This is a genomic window from Vibrio marisflavi CECT 7928, from assembly GCF_921294215.1.
In the GTDB taxonomy this organism is placed as follows: Bacteria; Pseudomonadota; Gammaproteobacteria; order Enterobacterales; family Vibrionaceae; genus Vibrio; species Vibrio marisflavi.
In genome coordinates this window covers 910,103-930,116 of record NZ_CAKLDM010000002.1, presented here as the reverse complement: position 1 = coordinate 930,116, position 20,014 = coordinate 910,103, and the positions used below count along the sequence as shown (strand labels likewise).

The following is a 20,014-nucleotide window of genomic DNA, read 5'->3' as shown; positions in this document are numbered from 1 at the left end:
GAACCTTATTTTGCAGCTTCGGCTATTTTAACCTTCCATACATCAGGGCCAGTTTGGTGTGCATTGACGCCATCAGAATCAACTGCCACTGTTACTGGCATATCTTCTACTTCAAATTCATAGATAGCTTCCATTCCAAGGTCTTCAAATGCAACCACTCGAGCTTTCTTAATTGCTTTCGAAACTAGATAAGCCGCTCCACCAACAGCCATCAAGTAAACGGCTTTGTGTTGCTTGATTGATTCAACCGTTGCAGGACCACGCTCCGCTTTACCAATCATGCCCATAATGCCAGTTTTCTCTAACATCATATCGGTAAATTTATCCATACGAGTTGATGTAGTTGGGCCAGCTGGGCCAACGACTTCATCACGAACTGCATCTACTGGACCTACGTAGTAAATAAACTTACCTTTGAGATCTACACCTTCTGGTAGGCCTTCACCACTCTCTAGCATGCCTTGAATACGTTTATGAGCAGCATCACGGCCAGTTAGTAGTTTTCCTGATAGCAAGAGTGTCTCACCAGACTTCCACTCTTGTACATCTTCTTTAGTGACTGTATCTAGATTCACACGACGCGTATTTTCACCTGCTTCCCAAGTGATGTTCGGCCAATCTTCTAACTTAGGTGGCTTCAACTCAGCAGGACCTGAGCCATCGAGAGTAAAATGTACGTGGCGGGTTGCGGCACAGTTCGGAATCAAACAAACAGGTTTAGAAGCTGCGTGCGTTGGTGCCGTTTTGATTTTTACGTCAACAACTGTTGTTAGACCACCAAGGCCTTGAGCCCCAATACCTAAACGGTTTACACGGTTAAAAATATCCAAACGTAATTCTTCTTCCGCATTTGATGGACCACGGTCAATCAGTTCTTGAATATCAATGTGCTCCATTAGAGATTCTTTCGCTAATACCGCTGCTTTCTCTGCTGTACCACCAATACCTATGCCCAACATTCCCGGAGGGCACCAACCTGCACCCATAGTCGGCAGAGTTTTTTCAACCCACTCCGCGACATCATCAGATGGGTTTAACATCACCATCTTGGTTTTGTTTTCAGAGCCACCACCTTTCGCCGCGATTTGGATTTCAACTTTGTTGCCCGGCACCATATTGATATGCACAACCGCTGGAGTGTTATCTTTAGTATTGATGCGTTTGCCCGCTGGATCGAGAAGAACCGAAGCACGAAGAGGGTTATCAGGGTGCGTATACGCTTGGCGAACGCCTTCATCAACCATTTCTTGAACGGTCAGGTCTGTATCCCATTTTACATCCATGCCGATATTAACGAAGCAAGTCACAATACCAGTGTCTTGGCACAAAGGACGACGCCCTTCTGCAGACATTCGAGAGTTAATGAGTATTTGAGCAATGGCGTCCTTCGCCGCTTTACTTTCTTCCTTGTGATAGGCTTTTTCTAAGGCTTGAACAAAGTCTAACGGATGATAATAAGAGATATACTGAAGCGCATCAGCGACACTGCTGATGACATCCTGTTTACGAATTGCGGTCATTACTTGCCTCGATGGATTGATTAGTGCGACTACGTTTAATAATTATACTGCTTACTAAAGTAAACGCTTTTTAATAGTCAAATTATGATACTCTTGCTTTCCCTAACGCGCCACGCGACGAATAAACTCTTTGTCACAATTTAAAAATGAACTACGACCAAATTAACCAGAAGCCTCTTGATTACCGCTCAGATCTTGCTCAAACGCTTTTTAGCCCCATAGAACATCTCAATTGGTCGATGTTGTTACGATCAGCCTCAGAAGATCATATCGATAGCCGTTTTGATATTTTAGTCGCTCAACCAATAGCAAAAATTACCACGCGTGGAGAGTCATCTTTTGTTGTTACAGCAAACGATGAATATCAAACAGAGCAAGATCCTTTTGAGCTTCTCGACTCTCTTCAGCAACAGTACCTACCGCAGGTTCAGTGTGACTCAGAGCTTCCATTTGTAGGCGGCTCACTCGGATATTTCTCATATGATCTGGGCCGAAGAATAGAAAATATGCCTGAATTGGCATCCGACGAGCTTTCTACACCAGACATGGCTGTCGGCTTGTATGATTGGGCCATAGTAGTTGATCACAAGCTGAAACGTGCTTGCATCGTCGGAAAAGATATTGATTTACATTGGGACTGGCTACAAAGCCAACAAAGCACACCCAAAACACATACAGACTTTTCGCTTGTCAGCCCATGGCAATCGAATATGGACAAAGAGGCTTACAGCAACAAATTTGCTTCTGTGCAAGACTACATCGTTGAAGGAGATTGCTATCAAATCAATCTCGCACAACGTTTTTGCGCTGAGTACAGAGGAAGCGAGTGGCAAGCCTATCTAAAACTTGAGAAAAATAACCTCGCACCCTTTTCTGCTTTTATTCGTACCGAAGATAGTACGATCTTAAGTGTTTCACCCGAACGGTTCTTGCAGCTAGAAAACCGAGAGATCGAAACGAAACCGATCAAAGGCACTATGCCCAGATCAAGTGACGAACTTGTCGACAACGCAAACAAGCAAAAGCTTAAGAACTCTGAAAAAGACCAAGCAGAAAACCTTATGATTGTTGACCTACTAAGAAACGACATTGGTCGCGTTGCACAAGTAGGCTCCGTTCACGTACCGAATTTGTTTGATATTGAGAGTTTCCCAGCGGTGCATCATTTAGTGAGCACCGTCAAAGCTAAATTAGATGAACAATATTCAGCTACTGACTTACTGAGAGCTGGTTTTCCCGGAGGTTCAATCACTGGTGCTCCAAAAATTCGTGCCATGGAGATTATCGAAGAGTTGGAGCCCCATAGACGCAATGTCTATTGCGGTAGTATCGGTTACATCAGCCGACACGGTAAAATGGACACAAGCATTACAATACGTACGCTAATCGCCGAAAATAACACAATCTACGCTTGGGCTGGAGGTGGCTTAGTTGCAGATAGTCAGTGCGATGCAGAATACCAAGAAACATTGGATAAATTGAGTAAAATACTGCCTGTTTTGTAGGAGCCTGTCTGCAAAATGTCTTGTTATCAGCCGATTATATGAATAATTCGCTCTAAATAAGGAATCCTATTAGGTATTGAGCTACCATTAATAGGTAAAGTGATGAAAATTTTGACATGATTTCAGGGTCTTCTTCCCCTAGATATCTAACCTCTGATGTATGATGAAGCGAGTTGATTAGATATCACCTGTCTTCATTAATGTCTCGGAGGTGTCATGTTATCACACGTTAGTAAAAGTCTAATTATACGAAATTTCCAGTTTAATCAACCAGTTGATTATGATGCTGTATCCACTCGCCGCGTTTCACACCTAAAGAATAAGCCACTGCGCAAAGCTTCTGTACTGATAGGGTTTGTTGAAAGGCCGCATGGTTTAAATATTGTCCTCACACGCCGTGCAAAGCATCTAAAACACCATCCTGGTCAAGTTAGCTTTCCCGGCGGTAAATTCGAAGAGTCAGACTCTTCGTTACTTGAAACAGCCATTCGTGAAGCAAATGAGGAAATTGGTCTAAAACCAAATTTGGTCAAGATACTAGGTCAAATGCCCGAACTGATTACCATCAGTCATTTCTCAGTCACACCAGTTATTGCTATCGTCGATCCTAGCTATTCTGTATTAATGGACAAAAATGAAGTAGATGAAGTTTTCGAGGTGCCCGCCAAACATATATTGGATCGAGAGAAATTAATCAGCCAATTTTTCACTGTAAACAAGCAACATCACCGAGTGTTTGCAATTCCATACAAAAGACATTTCATATGGGGAATGACAGCGCAAATAATTGAAGCAATGCAAAAGCATCTAATACACTAATTTGGTTAAGAAAATTTAGCTTTAATGTGAAAAATCAATTTTATTGCTCAAAATACCACCTTAATATTCAACTACTGCTGTATTTTAAGGAACAGTGTTCCATCACCTATTAAAGAATACATTGATCAAACTTCCCAAATAAAAACAGATAAACATGTGAAAACCCTCAATTGAGCGAAATTTTGGGTATTGACACCTCATTATTGCATTGAAAAATGTTTTATAATCAAAGTTAATTAGATTTTCTAATCATCATCATTATTAATAATCATTTATTCCTATCTATTTTCGTGATAAAAAGCCGGTTTTTTAAAGATTGTAATATCAATTACGAAGATACAAGATTCCGATCAATTTTTTTTGCAAATCAAATTGCAAGAATCAGCATCAATTAATCACAAACAATATTACGGATATCAAAGTATGACCACAGCAAATGCTTCAGTCGCCAGTAACCGGACGTCTTCAAAATGGACCTACCACGATTTTACTTGGTGTTTATCTCTATTCGGTACGGCAGTGGGTGCGGGAGTTTTATTCCTCCCAATTAAAGCTGGAGCGGGTGGTTTTTGGCCTCTTGTTGTTCTAGCGCTTATTGCAGCACCGATGACTTGGCTCGCTCACAAAGGCCTTGCGCGCTTTGTTCTTTCTTCAAAAAACCCAGACTCTGACATCACAGATACAGTAGAGGAACATTTCGGTAAAACTGGTGCAAACATCATCACTCTTGCATATTTTTTTGCAATTTACCCAATAGTTCTTATCTACGGTGTCGGAATAACCAATACTGTTGACTCTTTCCTTGTTCACCAAGTCGGTTTGGCTTCAATCCCACGCTGGTTATTGTCTGGTGTCCTGATTGCCACTATGACCGGTTGCGTAATTTACGGCAAAGAGTTGATGTTGAAAGTCACTTCAGCAATGGTTTACCCACTAGTATTTATATTGTTGGCTCTATCAATCTATTTAATCCCAGATTGGAACACTTCAATGATGGAAGTTACACCAGACTGGTCAACTTTCCCATCTGTCATTTGGCTCGCTATCCCGCTGATCGTATTCTCATTTAACCATAGCCCTATCATCAGCCAATTCTCTAAAGAACAACGCAGAATTTACGGTGACAACGCGGTAGCGAAAACAGACATGATCACTGGTGGCGCATCACTGATGTTGATGGCCTTTGTTATGTTCTTCGTTTTCTCAGTAGTACTTTCGCTGTCTCCAGCTCAGCTAGAAATCGCTAACAATCAAAATATTTCAATTCTGTCTTACTTAGCAAATACTCACTCTGCACCTATCATTTCTTACTGTGGTCCTCTAGTAGCATTCGCTGCGATTACGTCTAGTTACTTTGGGCACTTTTTAGGCGCTCATGAAGGTCTTTCTGGCCTTATCAAATCTCATACTAAAGCGCCGAAATCAAAAGTAGAAAAAATCTCGCTGTTGTTTATTGTTATTACAACTTGGATCGTTGCCATCGATAACCCAAGCATTCTTGGTATGATTGAAAGTATGGGCGCACCGATGATTGCAGCCATACTTTTCCTAATGCCAATTTTCGCGATGCGTAAAGTACCAGCGATGAAAAAATACCAAACTTCTACCTTCTCACAAATATTTACAGCAATTTGTGGCATCGCAGCTATGACCTCTGTTATATATGGTGCGCTCTAATTTCTTTTACCTATAAAGCTAAACCTGAAGATCTCATCAATAGATCCCAAGCAAGTGATCTTCAGGTTGATTTGGCAACAAAACAAAAACAATAAAAGTAACCTCCTACCCTACTTTGGAGGCGGACTATTGAGGAATTCAATATGATCAGCGTTTTCGACATCTATAAGATTGGTGTTGGGCCATCCAGCTCGCACACTGTTGGCCCAATGAAAGCTGGTAAACAGTTTATCGACGATCTCATTGAGCAAAACACGCTAAAGCAAGTAAGCAAAATTACGGTAGATGTTTATGGTTCACTATCTCTCACAGGTAAAGGCCACCATACAGATATAGCCATTATTATGGGCCTAGCTGGAAATGAACCAGAGACTATAGAAATAGATAGCATCGAAGGTTTCGTAAAGCAGGTAGAAGAAACTGAAAAGCTCGCTATCTGCTCTACCCTGCATGAAGTGAGTTTTCCAAAAAACGGTGGCATGAACTTTCACCAACACAACTTAGAATTGCACGAAAATGGCATGCAAATCCATGCGTGGAACGGTGAAGAGCTGGTCTACAGCAAAACCTACTACTCTATCGGTGGTGGATTTATTGTGGACGAAGAAAACTTTGGCAAAGAGTCAGAGACTCAAACGAAAGTACCGTATGAGTTTACCAGTGCCGAGCAACTCGTTACTCAGTGCAACGACAGTGGTTTATCTGTTAGTGCCTTAGTAATGGAAAACCAAAAAGCACTTTCTTCAGAGCAAGAATCTAAAGAGGCTTTCGCTAAAATCTGGCAAACCATGCAAGAGTGCATGGACAGAGGTATGAACACTGAAGGTCTTCTTCCGGGCCCACTACGTGTACCAAGACGCGCATTTGCACTGCGTCGTCAGCTCATTACGTCTGAGAGAACCAGCAACGATCCTATGTCTGTGGTTGATTGGGTCAATATGTTTGCGTTTGCTGTGAACGAAGAAAATGCAGCTGGTGGCCGAGTAGTGACTGCCCCTACCAATGGAGCGTGCGGCATTATTCCTGCTGTTTTGGCTTACTATGACAAGTTTATCCATCCGGTAACTGAAAAAGATTATATCCGCTATTTTGCTGCTTCTGGCGCTATTGGTGGATTATATAAGCGCAACGCTTCAATTTCTGGTGCGGAAGTTGGTTGTCAAGGTGAAGTCGGCGTGGCTTGTTCTATGGCCGCAGCAGGCTTGGCTGAACTCATGGGTGCTAATCCAGAACAAGTCTGTATGGCAGCAGAAATTGCGATGGAACATAACCTAGGCCTAACTTGTGACCCTGTCGCGGGCCTAGTTCAAGTGCCATGTATTGAACGAAATGGCATTGCGGCAGTAAAAGCTATCAACTCAACTCGTATGGCAATGCGCCGCTCTTCCACGCCAACGGTTTCGCTAGATAAAGTGATAGAAACTATGCTAGAAACTGGTAAAGACATGAATGCAAAATACCGTGAGACTTCTCAAGGTGGTTTAGCAGTCAAGATCGTTTGCTAGTTTCGATTGTAGTTAAGCAATACAAAATGTAGGAAGAAATGCAAAGCCCGATTCAATGAATCGGGCTTTGAGTTTTTAGATACCTAAAACACTACGCTAGTCAAATTAGCACGTCAGCTCAACTCGACGACAAGTGGTTATATCTACCAATAAACTCTTTGCTCAATGGAGTTGAGAATTGCCCTGACTTAGAAGTACTCAACCCTAATTGCACAAGTGATTCTGCATGCTTTATCGCAGCACTGACACCATCAATAACCGGAACGCCGAGCTGCTGCGATAACTCTTGCGCTAATTCAGACATACCAGCACACCCTAGAACAATCGCTTCAGCTCCATCTTGGCTGATTGACTTTCCACACTCTTGGTAAAGTGATTGATAATCTTGGTTACTGATATTATTTAAATCCAAAACTGGTATTTCAGCCGAACGCACATTTGTACAATACTTTTCATAACCGTATTTAAAGAGTAAACCCTGAATCATTGGAATAGCTCGGGTCAACATGGTTACAATTCCAAACTTAGCTGAGATTGTACTAGCAAATTTAAACGACGCTTCGGCTATACCAATGACGGGGGCGCTGGATACTTCTCTTGCGGCATATAAAGCAGGATCACTAAAGCAAGCCACAATATGCGCATCAACGTTTTCTGACTCACCTTGTATAACTAAGTCTAAAAGAGATGCCGAAGCAATCTGTTCATCAACAAAGCATTCAATACTTCGGGGGCCATGCTGAGGGCTTCGAACAATTACCTTGGTTTGCTTAGATTTAGTGTGCTCCGCCAGAGTGGCTAACTTTTGAGTAATTTCTTTACTTGTATTTGGATTAATTATCTGAATTAACATAGGGTTAGACTCGAATGAATTTCCCCTCAAAAGTACCGTCCAACAATAGAAGATAAAAGCAGCTAAACCGCACAACCCAATACACGTCACAATATTTTAACCGTTTGATAATAAAGCATTTATCTTAAATATAGGTGTTAATTAAAAGTATTTAGCCGGCTATGATTCGCGTACTGTCATCAAAAGTACAATATCCAGAGTTATTAGAAATTTTCTCAATCGTTAAGTGTCATCTATTTAAACCTCAGCTAAATCTCGGATCGCCTTGATACGCCATGTAAGCTGAATCAATATAAGTGACAGCAGTGCAAAAGCCGCTGTAATATAGAATGGAACATTCAAACTTATCGCCATTAAGCTACCGCCAACTAAGGATGAAATTCCCGCTGCAAGTGTAAACCCTGCAGTTGTTACGCCCATAACCCAACCTTGTTCGGTTTCACCGACACTACCAGAAAATAGATTTAGGATAGCTGGATAAGCGACACCAAAAGCCAAATAAAATAGCGCGATAAATACCAAGCAATATGCAGGGTCTGGACTATAAATAAAGCCTAGAGGACATATAGCCATGATGAATGTCACCACTGACACTACAGTTATTTTTTCAAAACGCTTTAGAACTGGCCCAACTAAAAAGATACTTGAGCCTGCTAACGCTAGACCTAATACCACCATTTCTAAGTTAGTGCCAAATAAGCCAACATGGAATCGACTAGTCATATAGTTTGTCATAAAAATAAAGAACGCATTGTTGGCAACCATGAAGGCAAAATAAGCAACAAATAATCTCGCCACAATCGGTTTCTTACGAATTCTAAATAACTGACTGAACACATCAGACACTCTAATCTTGGTATCTTGTTCTGGTGCTTTGGTATCAAAATAATATTTCTGCACCAGTATGATGGTAACTGCAATCAATAGTGTTGCGATATAGAATGGCAGCTTAAGGCTTGCAAAGTGTCCTACAAACATTGAATCAGAAAACAACCCCCCAATAATCGGGCCAGCAACCATACCAGCACTAATGCCCGCAACAATTAGCCCCATATTGCGAGATTTCTCTTGATCGTCTTTACTTGCATCTACCATGGCAGCTTGAGCTATGGGTTGGTTTCCTGCCGTGAAGCCACTAATTGCTCTGCCGAGTATTAGAAGCCAAAGACTATTCATAAATAGAGAAAGAATTGTCAGTAAGTACCCAACAAGAGAGCCGAGTAGACAAATAATAATCCCCTTTTTTCGGCCAATACTATCGGATAGCTTGGCAATGTATATCGCACCAAAAAACCAAGCAAGGAAGAATATGCCGATACACAGACCATAGTAAAAGTGACGTTCGGCCATCGAAGTTGCAGTAGGTAAAAAGTCAAGGTGGGCAGACATAATCAATTCATTGATTATAGGAAAAACTAATCCTTGCCCTATTAAATCGACAAAGACAACAGCAAGGAGTGCGATGCGTGCAAGTAAAGACATATCTATTTCAAAGTTGTACAAAAATTTGCCGCTATTCGAACAGAAACTATTTTTATTCGCAACCTCATATTTGATTATTAAATAGAATTAGTCTAGAAACACTGATAAGACAATAGGATATGAAGAAATAAAAAATCTATTTACGTATAAAATTGATTTACAAAAATAATGTAATGCTTAAACTTATATTATTTACAAATAAATAGATAAGAAGCCAACCTTACATATTTAATATAAATACTAAAAGGTAGTGTTAGAAAATGCTTTTTGGTGTTAGGTATGGTTATTAGACAAGTATTGTTAAAGTTAACAGTGAAATATTTGCTTTGGGCCTAGCCGTTAACTAGGCCTTTTGCTCACTGGAAAACAGTGAATAATGGCTATTCACCTAGATAGATACACCCAGCTGTGCAGGTTTCTTTAATTTCAATTTTACTTAGCAATGGCAAACCCGGTTTTAGACGCTTCCATATCCATTTCGCAAGAACTTCACTAGTCGGATTTTCCAACCCTTCGATTTCATTCAAGTAATAATGGTCCAATTGATTGTAAATTGGCTTAAACGCTTCTTTAATCTCTGCGAAATCGATAACCCAACCTGTATGAGGGTCTACATCACCTGCTACGTAAACTCGAACCAGAAAAGAGTGCCCATGCAAACGTCCACACTTATGCCCTTCTGGTACATTTGGAAGGTGGTGTGCCGCTTCAAACATAAACTCTTTGTACAATTCTGTTTTCATCATTTAACTCAGGCTCAAAAAAAGACACGCAATACTACGGAATATCATCGTTGGTGACAAGTTTAGGCTAAATTTTTCTACCCATTGGTTTTCGCCGCTATCCATTGATGTTCATATTTTGAAGCTCAAACGACCTCTTCATATCAAGAAAAGATCACAATGACATTTATTTAGGCACTTAACCGCAATAAAAGGTTGAAGCTAACAGTATGACAGGTAATATGTGCGTTGATCGGACAATTTCGATCTGCAAGTGTTTCTTCTTTGTACATAGAGACATTTCGTTAAATATCCCGAATGGAGAAAATAATAAATTATGACTTACGCGCCTGTAAAAGACGTACTCAGCGGTAAGCTTGCGGTTGACAGTGAAGTAACTGTCCGCGGCTGGATTCGCTCGCGTCGTGATTCCAAAGCTGGAATCTCTTTCCTTGCCATTTACGACGGCTCTTGTTTCGACCCGATTCAGGCCGTGGTCCCAAATAATTTAAATAATTACGAAGAAGAAGTTCTTAAGCTTACAACTGGCTGTTCAGTTGAAGTTACTGGCCAGATCGTCGAGTCACCAGCAAAAGGTCAAGATTATGAGCTTGCTGCGACAGGCGTAAAAGTTGTTGGTTGGGTTGAAGATGCAGAAACGTACCCGATGGCAAAGACGCGTCACTCAATTGAGTACCTTCGTGAAGTTGCTCACTTGCGTCCACGTACCAACGTAATCGGCGCAGTCGCTCGCGTACGTAACTGCTTGTCACAAGCTATTCATCGCTTCTATCACGAGCAAGGTTACTTCTGGGTATCTGCTCCACTCATCACTGCTTCTGATGCGGAAGGTGCTGGTGAAATGTTCCGTGTTTCTACGCTAGACATGGAAAATCTACCTCGCACTGAAAAAGGTGATGTTGACTTTAACGAAGACTTCTTTGGTAAAGAAACGTTCCTAACGGTATCTGGCCAGCTAAACGCTGAAGCTTACGCATGTGCATTAAGCAAGGTTTACACGTTTGGCCCTACGTTCCGTGCTGAAAACTCAAACACAAGCCGCCACCTAGCAGAATTTTGGATGGTTGAGCCAGAAGTTGCATTCGCTGATCTAGAAGATATCGCTAAGCTATCTGAAGATATGCTGAAGTATGTTTTCAAAGCAGTGCTTGCTGAGTGTCGTGATGACCTCGAGTTCTTTGCACAACGAATCGACAAAGAAGCGATTACTCGCCTTGAAAAGTTTGTTGAGTCAGATTTTGCACAAGTTGATTACACTGATGCTATTCAGATCCTTCTAGATTCAGGTCGTGAGTTCGAATTCCCAGTTGAATGGGGCATCGATATGTCTTCTGAACATGAGCGTTACCTTGCTGAAGAGCACTTCAAAGCACCAGTAATCGTAAAGAACTACCCGAAAGATATCAAAGCTTTCTACATGCGTTCTAACGACGATGGTAAAACAGTGGCTGCAATGGACGTTCTAGCTCCGGGCATTGGTGAAATCATCGGTGGTGCACAACGTGAAGAGCGTCTGGACATTCTAGATGCGCGTATGCGTGAGATCGGTATCGACCCAGAGCACATGGACTGGTACCGCGATCTGCGTCGCTACGGCACTGTGCCACATGCAGGTTTTGGGTTGGGCTTTGAGCGTCTAGTATCTTACGTAACAGGTATGGCTAACGTTCGTGACGTGATTCCATTCCCACGAGTACCAAGAAGCGCAAACTTCTAACCAGCGACACTCGCTATTCTGTAAGCCTCCGAATTCCGGGGGCTTTTTATTACGTTTTCTATCAAAAACCTCTTATAGCTGGACGAACTTAAAGGTATTACCTTTTAACAACGTCTACACTAGAAGTAGAGCAAAAAGGAATTGCCAAAATGTTCATTAAATTCTCTGCGTTTCTACTACTAATCACCGTAAACCTTGCCTACGCCTCCGAGCCTATAAACATTAGTATTTTATCGTCGTACCCATTTGGTTATGTCGATAATAATGGCCAGAACGTCGGTACATATTGGGAATATATCCAATCCATTGAGAAGAAATCTGGTTTACCAATCGAAAGCACTATCATCCCTAAGCCTAGAGTACTATTGTACTTAAAAGGTGGAGAGAGTGACGCCGCTATTCTCTTTAAATCTAAAAGTCTCGCAGATTCAGTTGTCTTTATAGAAAAAGTGCGCACTATTCCAATTGTGGTTGCCACAAGAAACAAAATCATTGAACAATATGAAGACTTGTATCAACTCGACAGCATCGCGATGTTTCGGGCAGGTTCCATTAGCCCAAGGTTTGATAGTGACGATAAAATAAAAAAGGTGTCAGTCAAAGATTACCCGTCAATGGTTGCCATGCTAAGTAAAGGACGGATTGATGCCATTATTGGTAATGGTATCGTGATTCAAGCACTAATAGAAAAGGCTTGCTTGCAAGAAAAGTTAACCATTTCGCCTCTCGTGGTTGGTGAGAAGGAACAATGGCTAGTGTTTTCTAAGAAATCTAAACAACTAGACAAAATACCTCAATTTAAACAAGCTATTGAAGAGCTTCAATCCGAAGGCACGTTAGATAAAATCTTTCAATCCCACTTGGTGCAAAGTAACCACTCTTGTAAACCTAAATTGTTCCCACGATAAGCTTCAGTTGTATTCAAATTCTATTTGTGAAATGAAATTTCAGATGAATCGGTCTCTATCTACACTATGCTTATTGAGATCAACCTAGTTGTATATAAATCGAACGCATTAAGTTAAAAAGCCGAGGCAAGCTTATGGATAAGATGCACTACAACGCCAAGCTAACTTTCCAACTTTATCTAGTAGCCGGATTGCTATTTGGGTTTTACGGTAGCACGGTATGTCCAATGCTGGATACGCTTTCTGCCAAACAGATCCTTTTCCACGTTGCAGTGACGTTTGGTTTGCTGTTCCTATTTCGTCACTTTCTACTCAGTGAGCACTCGTTGATTCAAGAACAAAAAATAGCTCAGTTAGATACAACAACTTTCTTTATTGCAAGTTTGCCCTTAGCACTGTTTTACAACCTGCACTACCACTTCCCCCTAGACAGTAATCTAAAGGTTGTATTTGGCATGACTCTGTTTGGCTTTTTTACTGGCACAATCTTGCAGCTGACCTCAAAACTTTCCACTTTTGATACGGGCTCGGTAGTTGGCTTGAAAGAACCTGCACTAGCCGGCGAACGAAGTTCAATGGTAAAGCAGCTTATTACGTTAGTGATGATGTTGATTACTACATTAACCATCATTCTTATCATGGTATCCATTAAAGATTTAACTTGGCTGGAAATGAACCCGGACAGGATCCTAGATGGCTCAGGTAAAATAAGCATTATTAAAGAGTTCGTGTATATTTCGTTTATTCTGGCTGGCTATGCAATGACGATTATGTATCTGTGGAGCCGCTTGATGAAAAAAGTGTTGTACTCACATGAATCCATATTGGTAAAAATTGCTGAAGGCGATATTAACCAAAGGTTAAGGGTTCATAGTCATGACGAGTTTGGCTCAGTAGCGAGGCTAACCAATGAAATGCTCAACAGCCTAGAATCCGCACAAAATGAGCTGCAGACTACTCGCGATGTCGCCATAGTAAGCCTTTCAGCTTTAGCAGAATCACGTGACAACGAAACCGGCGCACATATTTTGCGAACTCAAGAATACGTGAAAGCACTCGCTCTCTACCTAAGTAAATTCGAACAATATCAACCGTTATTGACGCCTCAATATATCGATCTTCTTCATAAGTCTGCACCTTTACACGATATTGGCAAAGTAGGTATCCCTGATAACGTTCTGCTAAAGCCTGCCAAGCTCACAAGTGAAGAGTTTGAAGTGATGAAAAGCCACCCTCAAATAGGTGCTGATGCTTTATCAACTGCAGAAAGTCAGCTTGGCAGTAGCTCGTTCTTGCGTGTTGCAAAAGAAATCTCGCTCACCCACCATGAAAAGTGGGATGGTAGCGGGTATCCAAACCAGCTATCTGGAGAAGAAATCCCCCTATCTGGACGTCTAATGGCACTTGCCGATGTATATGATGCATTGATTTCGAAGCGAATTTATAAACCAGCATTTAGCCATGAAAAAGCGAAGTCCATAATTATTGAAGGCTCAGGCAGCCACTTTGATCCTAAAGTGGTTGAAGCTTTTGTAGCCATTGAGAAAACATTTGTAGAAATTGCTGCTAAGCACCAAGACGCCGAAACTCATGAGCAGATTGCGTAGCGGTATAATTTGAAGTACCTCTTGTTAGCTGCTAAGACCAATTAGTAGTTTTGTTCTACACTTCTACTTACGAATAGACTGGATAGGAAGTTCTCGTTGGCTAGTAAGGGTTTAAGCTTCAATTGGGTTCGGGTTCTTATCAATCGTCAGTATTGGCTACAGGTATTCACCAAACTCGGGCAAAGACTATGGGTTGACAGGTTTGTTCTTATCTTAGTCGCTACTACTACAATTACATTGCTCTTATTTACGCACTTTTCTCAAGCGCTAAATCACAACATATATTCGTTGTATGCCCTACTCGTCCAACTGAAAGTTATGGCAATCTCTGGTTTCTTAATTTGGAGTGTGTACTACTACTTTTCATTAGTCTTGACCAAAAATGACTACCCGTTTTTCACCTATCTAAACACTTTAAAAGCCACTCTTAAACAACCCGATAAGGTCCTTTGGTTCGCTATTCTCTTTATTGCGATGGTCATATCAATCAAGAACTTTTCTTACCTAAAAGGGCTAATTACTTACTTTCAGCCATTTGCGTATGACCATACATTTTATCTAATTGATAAATGGCTCCATTTTGGCATCGACCCATGGAAGCTCACGCACTATATTTTTTCATCGCCCTTGAGCTCAATGGCTATCAACATTCTTTATCATTTGTGGTATTTCGCTGTTATCTGGGTAACGATCTTATTTTTAACCGATCGAGCCACCCATGTTCAAAGAGTGCAATACTGCTTAAGCTTCGTAATTATTTTGTTCTTAATTGGTAATGGGTTAGCCACACTTTTATCATCAGCAGGACCTTGTTATGCGCATTTAGTGAATCCAGAGAATACTCAGTACAATGATCTTCTCATGCTGTTAAAGAGTCAAAGTAACTCTTTGGTTGCCGATGGTTGGATTCCTTTGTGGATTATTGATTTACAACACATGCTATGGGAGAACTACGTTCAGCAATCGAATCACGAAGGCCTAGCTATATCAGCTATGCCAAGCATGCACGTCTCTACCGCGGTACTTATGGCTCTCGGATGTTACTCGTTGAATAAAAAGATGGGCATTGCAATGTGGGTCTACGCGCTATTTGTCCAAATAGGTTCTGTACACCTTGCATGGCACTACGCAATCGATGGTTATGTCGGCGCAATTGTCACAATTATTGTTTGGCTAGCCGTCGGAAAGTTCATTCGACGCTATCAATTCAATTGAGTATATGGTTTATCAATATGATACTTATACAACTAAATAAGCGTCTTAGGTGAGATTTACGCTCTCTCCTTCGTAGTTCTCAATTTATACGCCAATTAAGTGGTTGTCATGCCACTCTTTGGCAGGTATAAATATCGGAGCAAATACAACTAACTTCAATTGAAATGGACCCTGACTATGTTTGAAAAAATCCTTGCCGCTCCTGCTGACCCAATTCTTGGCCTAAATGAAGAGTTTAAGAAAGATTCTCGCGACAGCAAAATCAACCTAGGCGTTGGTGTTTATAAAAGCGAAGATGGCGTAACCCCTGTTCTTAAGACAGTGAAAAAGGCAGAAGAAGCGCTGCTTGCAACGGAAAAAACAAAGTCTTACCTAACAATTGAAGGCACACCGGAATATGGACTAGCTGTACAAAAGCTCCTGTTCGGTGCAGATTCTGAAATAGTTGCTCAAAAATGTGCAAAAACCGCACAAGCACCTGGTGGTACGGGCGCACTTCGTGTAGCTGGCGAATTTATTAAAAGACAAATCGGTGACGTTAAGATTTGGATCAGCAACCCAACTTGGGCAAACCATGTCAGTGTGTTTACTTCTGCAGGGTTGGAAACCAAGCAATACACTTATTACAACGCAGAAACTAAAGCAAAAGACTTTGACGCTATGGTCGCCGATCTAAACAACGCTTCCGCGGGTGATATTGTCTTGCTACACGGTTGTTGCCACAACCCAACAGGTATTGACCCAACTGAGCAAGAATGGGAAACCCTAGCAAAACTTGCTGCGGATAAAGGTTTGCTACCACTATTTGATTTTGCTTATCAAGGTTTCGCGAATGGTGTAGAAGAAGATGCATTAGGCCTGCGTATTTTTGCTAAATACAATGATGAATTGCTAGTCGCTAGCTCGTTCTCGAAAAACTTTGGCCTTTACAATGAGCGTGTTGGTGCTTTCACTCTTGTTTCTAAGTCTGAAGAAGTGTCCACAACCGCATTCTCACAAGTTAAGTCTATTATTCGCTCGATCTACTCCAACCCACCAGCTCACGGTAGCGCCATTGTTACTCATATCCTAAATGACGCTACTCTACGTGCAGAATGGGAAGCTGAAGTGGCGGAAATGAGAAGTCGCATTCACGAAATGCGCCAGCTATTTGTGGCAACACTTAAAGAAAAAGGTGTGACTGCAGACTTTAGCTTCATTGAGCAACAAAATGGCATGTTCTCTTTCTCTGGTCTATCAAAAGAGCAAGTTCAGCGTCTGAAAGAAGAGTACGCTATTTACATTGTTGGCTCTGGCCGAATCAGCGTAGCAGGTATGACTCGCACTAATATGGAACCACTATGCGCAGGTATTGCTGGCGTACTATAAGTTTCAAACTATAGCTGAAATCGAAAAAGCGCTCGAGGCATAACAAGCTAGAGCGTTTTTTTATAACCAAAGCATGATGCTAATGTTGTTATTAGCAAGCTTCCCATGCTAACACTCCCTTTATCAACAAAGGCGGTTTGATCTTTAGCATATCGGCTCATTCAGATTATGTTCATATAGAACTGCAATAATGACAGTTAAGTCAAAAACGAAGTCATGTGAAATTATGGGTGTATTTTAAGATTTTGTCGTTGAATCGTTTCAAAACCCATTAAAAATCAATAGGTATACAGATGTCTTTACAGTCCTATACGCTTTTCTTACGCGCTTTCGCTACCAGCCCAAAAACGGTTGGTGCTCTGTTTCCAAGTGCTCCATCTCTGTCACACAGTATGACTGGCCATCTAGACTTTTTGCCTACCGATACCGTCGTCGAGTTAGGCCCAGGCACTGGAAGTTTCACTCGATATATTTTGGCTAAATTAGCCACCCCAAGTCAGTACCTAGGTGTAGAGTTAAACGCCGATTTTACCAAGTCTCTACAAAAACAGTTTCCATACGCATCTTTTAGCTGTGGACGTGCAGAAGAGATTCAATCTTTTTTGAGCTTCCACGGGCACAATTCGATAAACCACCTTATATCTGGTTTGCCTTTTGCGTCATTGGCAGCCGAAGACACGACAAAAATTATTGAGTCAGTCACGCGAGCATGCACCAATGGCGCAACGTTTACCACTTTTCAATACCTTCATGCGTTTAAGTTTAAAAATGCTAAACAATTTCGTGCTCGGATGAAGGAGACGTTTGGCCCATGCGTTAGAGTGAGAGTGGTTCTGTTCAATTTGTTTCCTGCTGTCGTGCTAACTTGGCGAAAAACTGAAAAGCTAGTCTAAAAAGCAATGAGGAAAAGTATTGGTACTTTTCCTCAATAGCAATCTCATTCACAACAACATGCTCTAGCACTATTTTGTTTGCGAGTCAGCAGAGCTCTCTATATCGCTTAAAAACAGCTGAGTAAAGGCAGAATTTGCGCCGAGATAGTCATAAAATCTATTGTTGTGCTGTTTTTCCCAGTGGGCAATGCAAGTACCAACAGCAGAGACAGTTGCAGAAAGTGGTAAATACTTTAGAACATTTGCGGCACATACCGCTTCACCTCTACGCTCCAATCCGTCACAAATTTGATTGACTTTCTTTTGTATTCTGTAAGTTAACATATCCATATCTTTGTCCTTTTAGTGAATTTTTAGTCAATAATTACAATTAGATAAAACATTTACGTGACACAGATCACATTAAATCATTTTGTGACAAAGATCAAACTTTACTTGGCGTCATATGAGAAGAATTGTGCAATGGACTAATAGATTGAGTTATCAATCCAAATCATGAAGCCAGCCGGGGACACACCATGTGGTCAGGTACCAGATGGTACATTTCTACTTCTGGGTGATTAAAAAACTCAACTTCGTAAGGGTTTTTATTAATAAAGACTTGCTGCAAGTGGCCAAACAATGGAGACACTTTTTCTATTTGAAAAACCTCACCTCTGATGATGTTGTAGTTCCACTCCATTGTGTAATCCAAAGACGTAGCTGTCCTACCATCGATAACAAAGTAGCAATGGTTGTTTTTCTTCAAAACATTGGATTTAAATGTACTTGGGAAGGTGATGAAAAATATGTCATCGTCATAGGTCGAGAGATAAGCTAGCACGGTTGTATGAGGCTGCTTTTCTGCATACGTAAGTAATACACCCGCTTTATTGTCATGGCAGAGAACGTCCGGGACTGGAACTTTTTTTAATGGACTGAGTTTGATTTCTTGAAGCTGGCGGTTGTCTGTTGGAAACTCATATATCGGTGAGTGATATTCTTTTTCACAGTGCTTACCATGAAATACTTGATACTCTTCAGCTTCAACAGTGACTTCAAACTCTTTTTTATGTGTGACAACTCCTTTATATGACAAACGATAAATACTCAGATCTTCATCGTATTGTGTTTCATTGGAACGATTATCCAGATGCACAGTAACAAGTTGGTTCTCAAGTAGCTGATGACCGTTGGGAAGCTGAATATTAAGTTTCGTATCTTCGACAACATCAACTCCGCAGACATACACATCCATACTATTTTTGCCCGGTGGATATGTGCCTAATACTCCTAATATTCTTGTACCTACCAACTCACAAAGCAATCTGTTCCCCATTTCCATGCCTCTATTTTGCCAGTCTTATTTACAAAATTATAATCCATACTTCCATTAGCTCAAGGAACCCATGTCGCACAGTAAACCTTACATTTTTTGCTGCTTTAAGACTGGCAAGCTTCCTAGCACATTAATAGTACTGGCCTATTTTCGCGTTACTATTCAGCTATGTTTCCCTTCTTGTTTCTAAACCATACATAATACAGATTTGAGACACTCCAAATAATAAGAAGATCGAACAAGCCATGCGAGAAAAAATGCTCACCCCTAAGTTGCTGAGACCAGTCAAAAATAAGCCCAATAACAAACGGAATAATGAGGAAAGAATAACGTCTCTTCCCTTGAAGTAATGAAAAGAAAAACAAGCTTATCCAAGCATATGCTCCCGAAGCATGCCCAGCAGGAAAGCACACTCCACCATACTCCCAGCCTTTTGGTCTGAATTCGAATAAAGATACGTATTTATACTGCCCACCAAATTGCAGTAGGTGATCTGGGCAATCCATATGTGTTGTGTGCTTTAAAATATTTATTATGACCATGCTGGTTACTACAGACGCCACTAAGTAAATATATGGAGTGGCATCCTGCTTACGCCAGAGTTTAACACCTAGTATCGTCAACACGCATAGCGACACAGCTATCACAAGCCATCTACCGCCAGTATGAACTACAGTGCTAGTAATAAAAGCGTTCTGTAAACTCCATTTACCGCCTTCAAGTTGATATAAATAATGCGCTATCGTTAAATCAAGGTGAAACACTTCAACAATAGCAATCGCAACAATTAAAATAATAAATATGAATAGGTTAAGTGTATTATTCATTATGAGCCTAATGGAATATTATAGAAAACAATAATTTTCAGTAAGGACTACCTATCA

Annotated in this window: 17 protein-coding genes; 10 read left to right on the top strand and 7 right to left on the bottom strand. The window is 41.0% G+C overall.

The features are described 5' to 3' along the window. Nucleotides 1-5 precede the first annotated feature (5 nt). A complete protein-coding gene (locus tag L7A31_RS11015) occupies nucleotides 6-1,520 on the bottom strand; it encodes a fumarate hydratase (RefSeq protein WP_237361562.1) in 1,515 nt (504 codons plus the stop codon). A gap of 146 nt (nucleotides 1,521-1,666) precedes the next feature. On the opposite strand from L7A31_RS11015, the gene pabB reads away from it, so the two are divergent. The 4 genes from pabB (at nucleotide 1,667) to L7A31_RS10995 (ending at nucleotide 7,026) form a co-directional block, all read left to right on the top strand. After that, nucleotides 1,667-3,025 (top strand): aminodeoxychorismate synthase component I, encoded by a 1,359-nt coding sequence (gene pabB, locus L7A31_RS11010; RefSeq protein ID WP_237361561.1) that lies wholly within the window; start codon nucleotides 1,667-1,669, stop codon nucleotides 3,023-3,025. A 216-nt stretch (nucleotides 3,026-3,241) separates the two neighbouring features. Beyond that, nucleotides 3,242-3,844 carry a CoA pyrophosphatase gene (locus tag L7A31_RS11005; RefSeq protein ID WP_237361560.1) on the top strand — a complete coding sequence of 201 codons (603 nt, stop codon included), beginning with the start codon at nucleotides 3,242-3,244 and terminating at the stop codon, nucleotides 3,842-3,844. A gap of 423 nt (nucleotides 3,845-4,267) precedes the next feature. Then, nucleotides 4,268-5,521 (top strand): aromatic amino acid transport family protein, encoded by a 1,254-nt coding sequence (locus L7A31_RS11000; protein ID WP_237361559.1) that lies wholly within the window; start codon nucleotides 4,268-4,270, stop codon nucleotides 5,519-5,521. A gap of 143 nt (nucleotides 5,522-5,664) precedes the next feature. Beyond that, nucleotides 5,665-7,026 (top strand): L-serine ammonia-lyase, encoded by a 1,362-nt coding sequence (locus L7A31_RS10995; RefSeq protein ID WP_237361558.1) that lies wholly within the window; start codon nucleotides 5,665-5,667, stop codon nucleotides 7,024-7,026. A gap of 118 nt (nucleotides 7,027-7,144) precedes the next feature. On the opposite strand, the gene L7A31_RS10990 is transcribed toward L7A31_RS10995, so the two are convergent. From L7A31_RS10990 to queD, 3 genes are all read right to left on the bottom strand, one after another. Further along, complete coding sequence (locus L7A31_RS10990; RefSeq protein ID WP_237361557.1) at nucleotides 7,145-7,879, bottom strand: aspartate/glutamate racemase family protein; 735 nt, start codon at nucleotides 7,877-7,879, stop codon at nucleotides 7,145-7,147. Nucleotides 7,880-8,116: 237 nt separating this feature from the next. Beyond that, complete coding sequence (locus L7A31_RS10985; RefSeq protein WP_237361556.1) at nucleotides 8,117-9,361, bottom strand: MFS transporter; 1,245 nt, start codon at nucleotides 9,359-9,361, stop codon at nucleotides 8,117-8,119. 380 nt (nucleotides 9,362-9,741) lie between these two features. Continuing rightward, nucleotides 9,742-10,104, bottom strand: coding sequence for a 6-carboxytetrahydropterin synthase QueD (queD, locus tag L7A31_RS10980; protein ID WP_237363550.1), 363 nt, complete (start codon nucleotides 10,102-10,104; stop codon nucleotides 9,742-9,744). 316 nt (nucleotides 10,105-10,420) lie between these two features. On the opposite strand from queD, the gene asnS reads away from it, so the two are divergent. The 6 genes from asnS to L7A31_RS10950 all read left to right on the top strand — a co-directional run bounded on the left by asnS (nucleotide 10,421) and on the right by L7A31_RS10950 (nucleotide 17,812). After that, on the top strand, nucleotides 10,421-11,821 hold the full coding sequence (gene asnS, locus L7A31_RS10975; RefSeq protein WP_237361555.1) for an asparagine--tRNA ligase: 1,401 nt from the start codon (nucleotides 10,421-10,423) through the stop codon (nucleotides 11,819-11,821). 149 nt (nucleotides 11,822-11,970) lie between these two features. After that, a complete protein-coding gene (locus L7A31_RS10970; protein WP_237361554.1) occupies nucleotides 11,971-12,729 on the top strand; it encodes a substrate-binding periplasmic protein in 759 nt (252 codons plus the stop codon). Nucleotides 12,730-12,863: 134 nt separating this feature from the next. Continuing rightward, entirely contained in the window at nucleotides 12,864-14,336 is a 1,473-nt protein-coding gene (locus tag L7A31_RS10965; protein ID WP_237361553.1) for an HD-GYP domain-containing protein, read from the top strand. Between the two features lie 96 nt (nucleotides 14,337-14,432). Continuing rightward, nucleotides 14,433-15,551, top strand: coding sequence for a phosphatase PAP2 family protein (locus L7A31_RS10960; RefSeq protein WP_237361552.1), 1,119 nt, complete (start codon nucleotides 14,433-14,435; stop codon nucleotides 15,549-15,551). Between the two features lie 177 nt (nucleotides 15,552-15,728). After that, a complete protein-coding gene (locus L7A31_RS10955) occupies nucleotides 15,729-16,919 on the top strand; it encodes an amino acid aminotransferase (RefSeq protein WP_237361551.1) in 1,191 nt (396 codons plus the stop codon). A gap of 293 nt (nucleotides 16,920-17,212) precedes the next feature. Then, entirely contained in the window at nucleotides 17,213-17,812 is a 600-nt protein-coding gene (locus tag L7A31_RS10950) for a class I SAM-dependent methyltransferase (RefSeq protein WP_237361550.1), read from the top strand. A 69-nt stretch (nucleotides 17,813-17,881) separates the two neighbouring features. Here the strand turns inward: L7A31_RS10950 and L7A31_RS10945 are convergent, their stop codons facing one another. The 3 genes from L7A31_RS10945 to L7A31_RS10935 all read right to left on the bottom strand — a co-directional run bounded on the left by L7A31_RS10945 (nucleotide 17,882) and on the right by L7A31_RS10935 (nucleotide 19,957). Continuing rightward, nucleotides 17,882-18,142, bottom strand: coding sequence for a hypothetical protein (locus tag L7A31_RS10945; protein ID WP_237361549.1), 261 nt, complete (start codon nucleotides 18,140-18,142; stop codon nucleotides 17,882-17,884). Nucleotides 18,143-18,305: 163 nt separating this feature from the next. Next, on the bottom strand, nucleotides 18,306-19,130 hold the full coding sequence (locus L7A31_RS10940) for a hypothetical protein (RefSeq protein ID WP_237361548.1): 825 nt from the start codon (nucleotides 19,128-19,130) through the stop codon (nucleotides 18,306-18,308). A 158-nt stretch (nucleotides 19,131-19,288) separates the two neighbouring features. Then, nucleotides 19,289-19,957, bottom strand: a complete 669-nt coding sequence (locus L7A31_RS10935) for a phosphatase PAP2 family protein (protein WP_237361547.1) — start codon at nucleotides 19,955-19,957, stop codon at nucleotides 19,289-19,291. Nucleotides 19,958-20,014 lie beyond the last annotated feature (57 nt).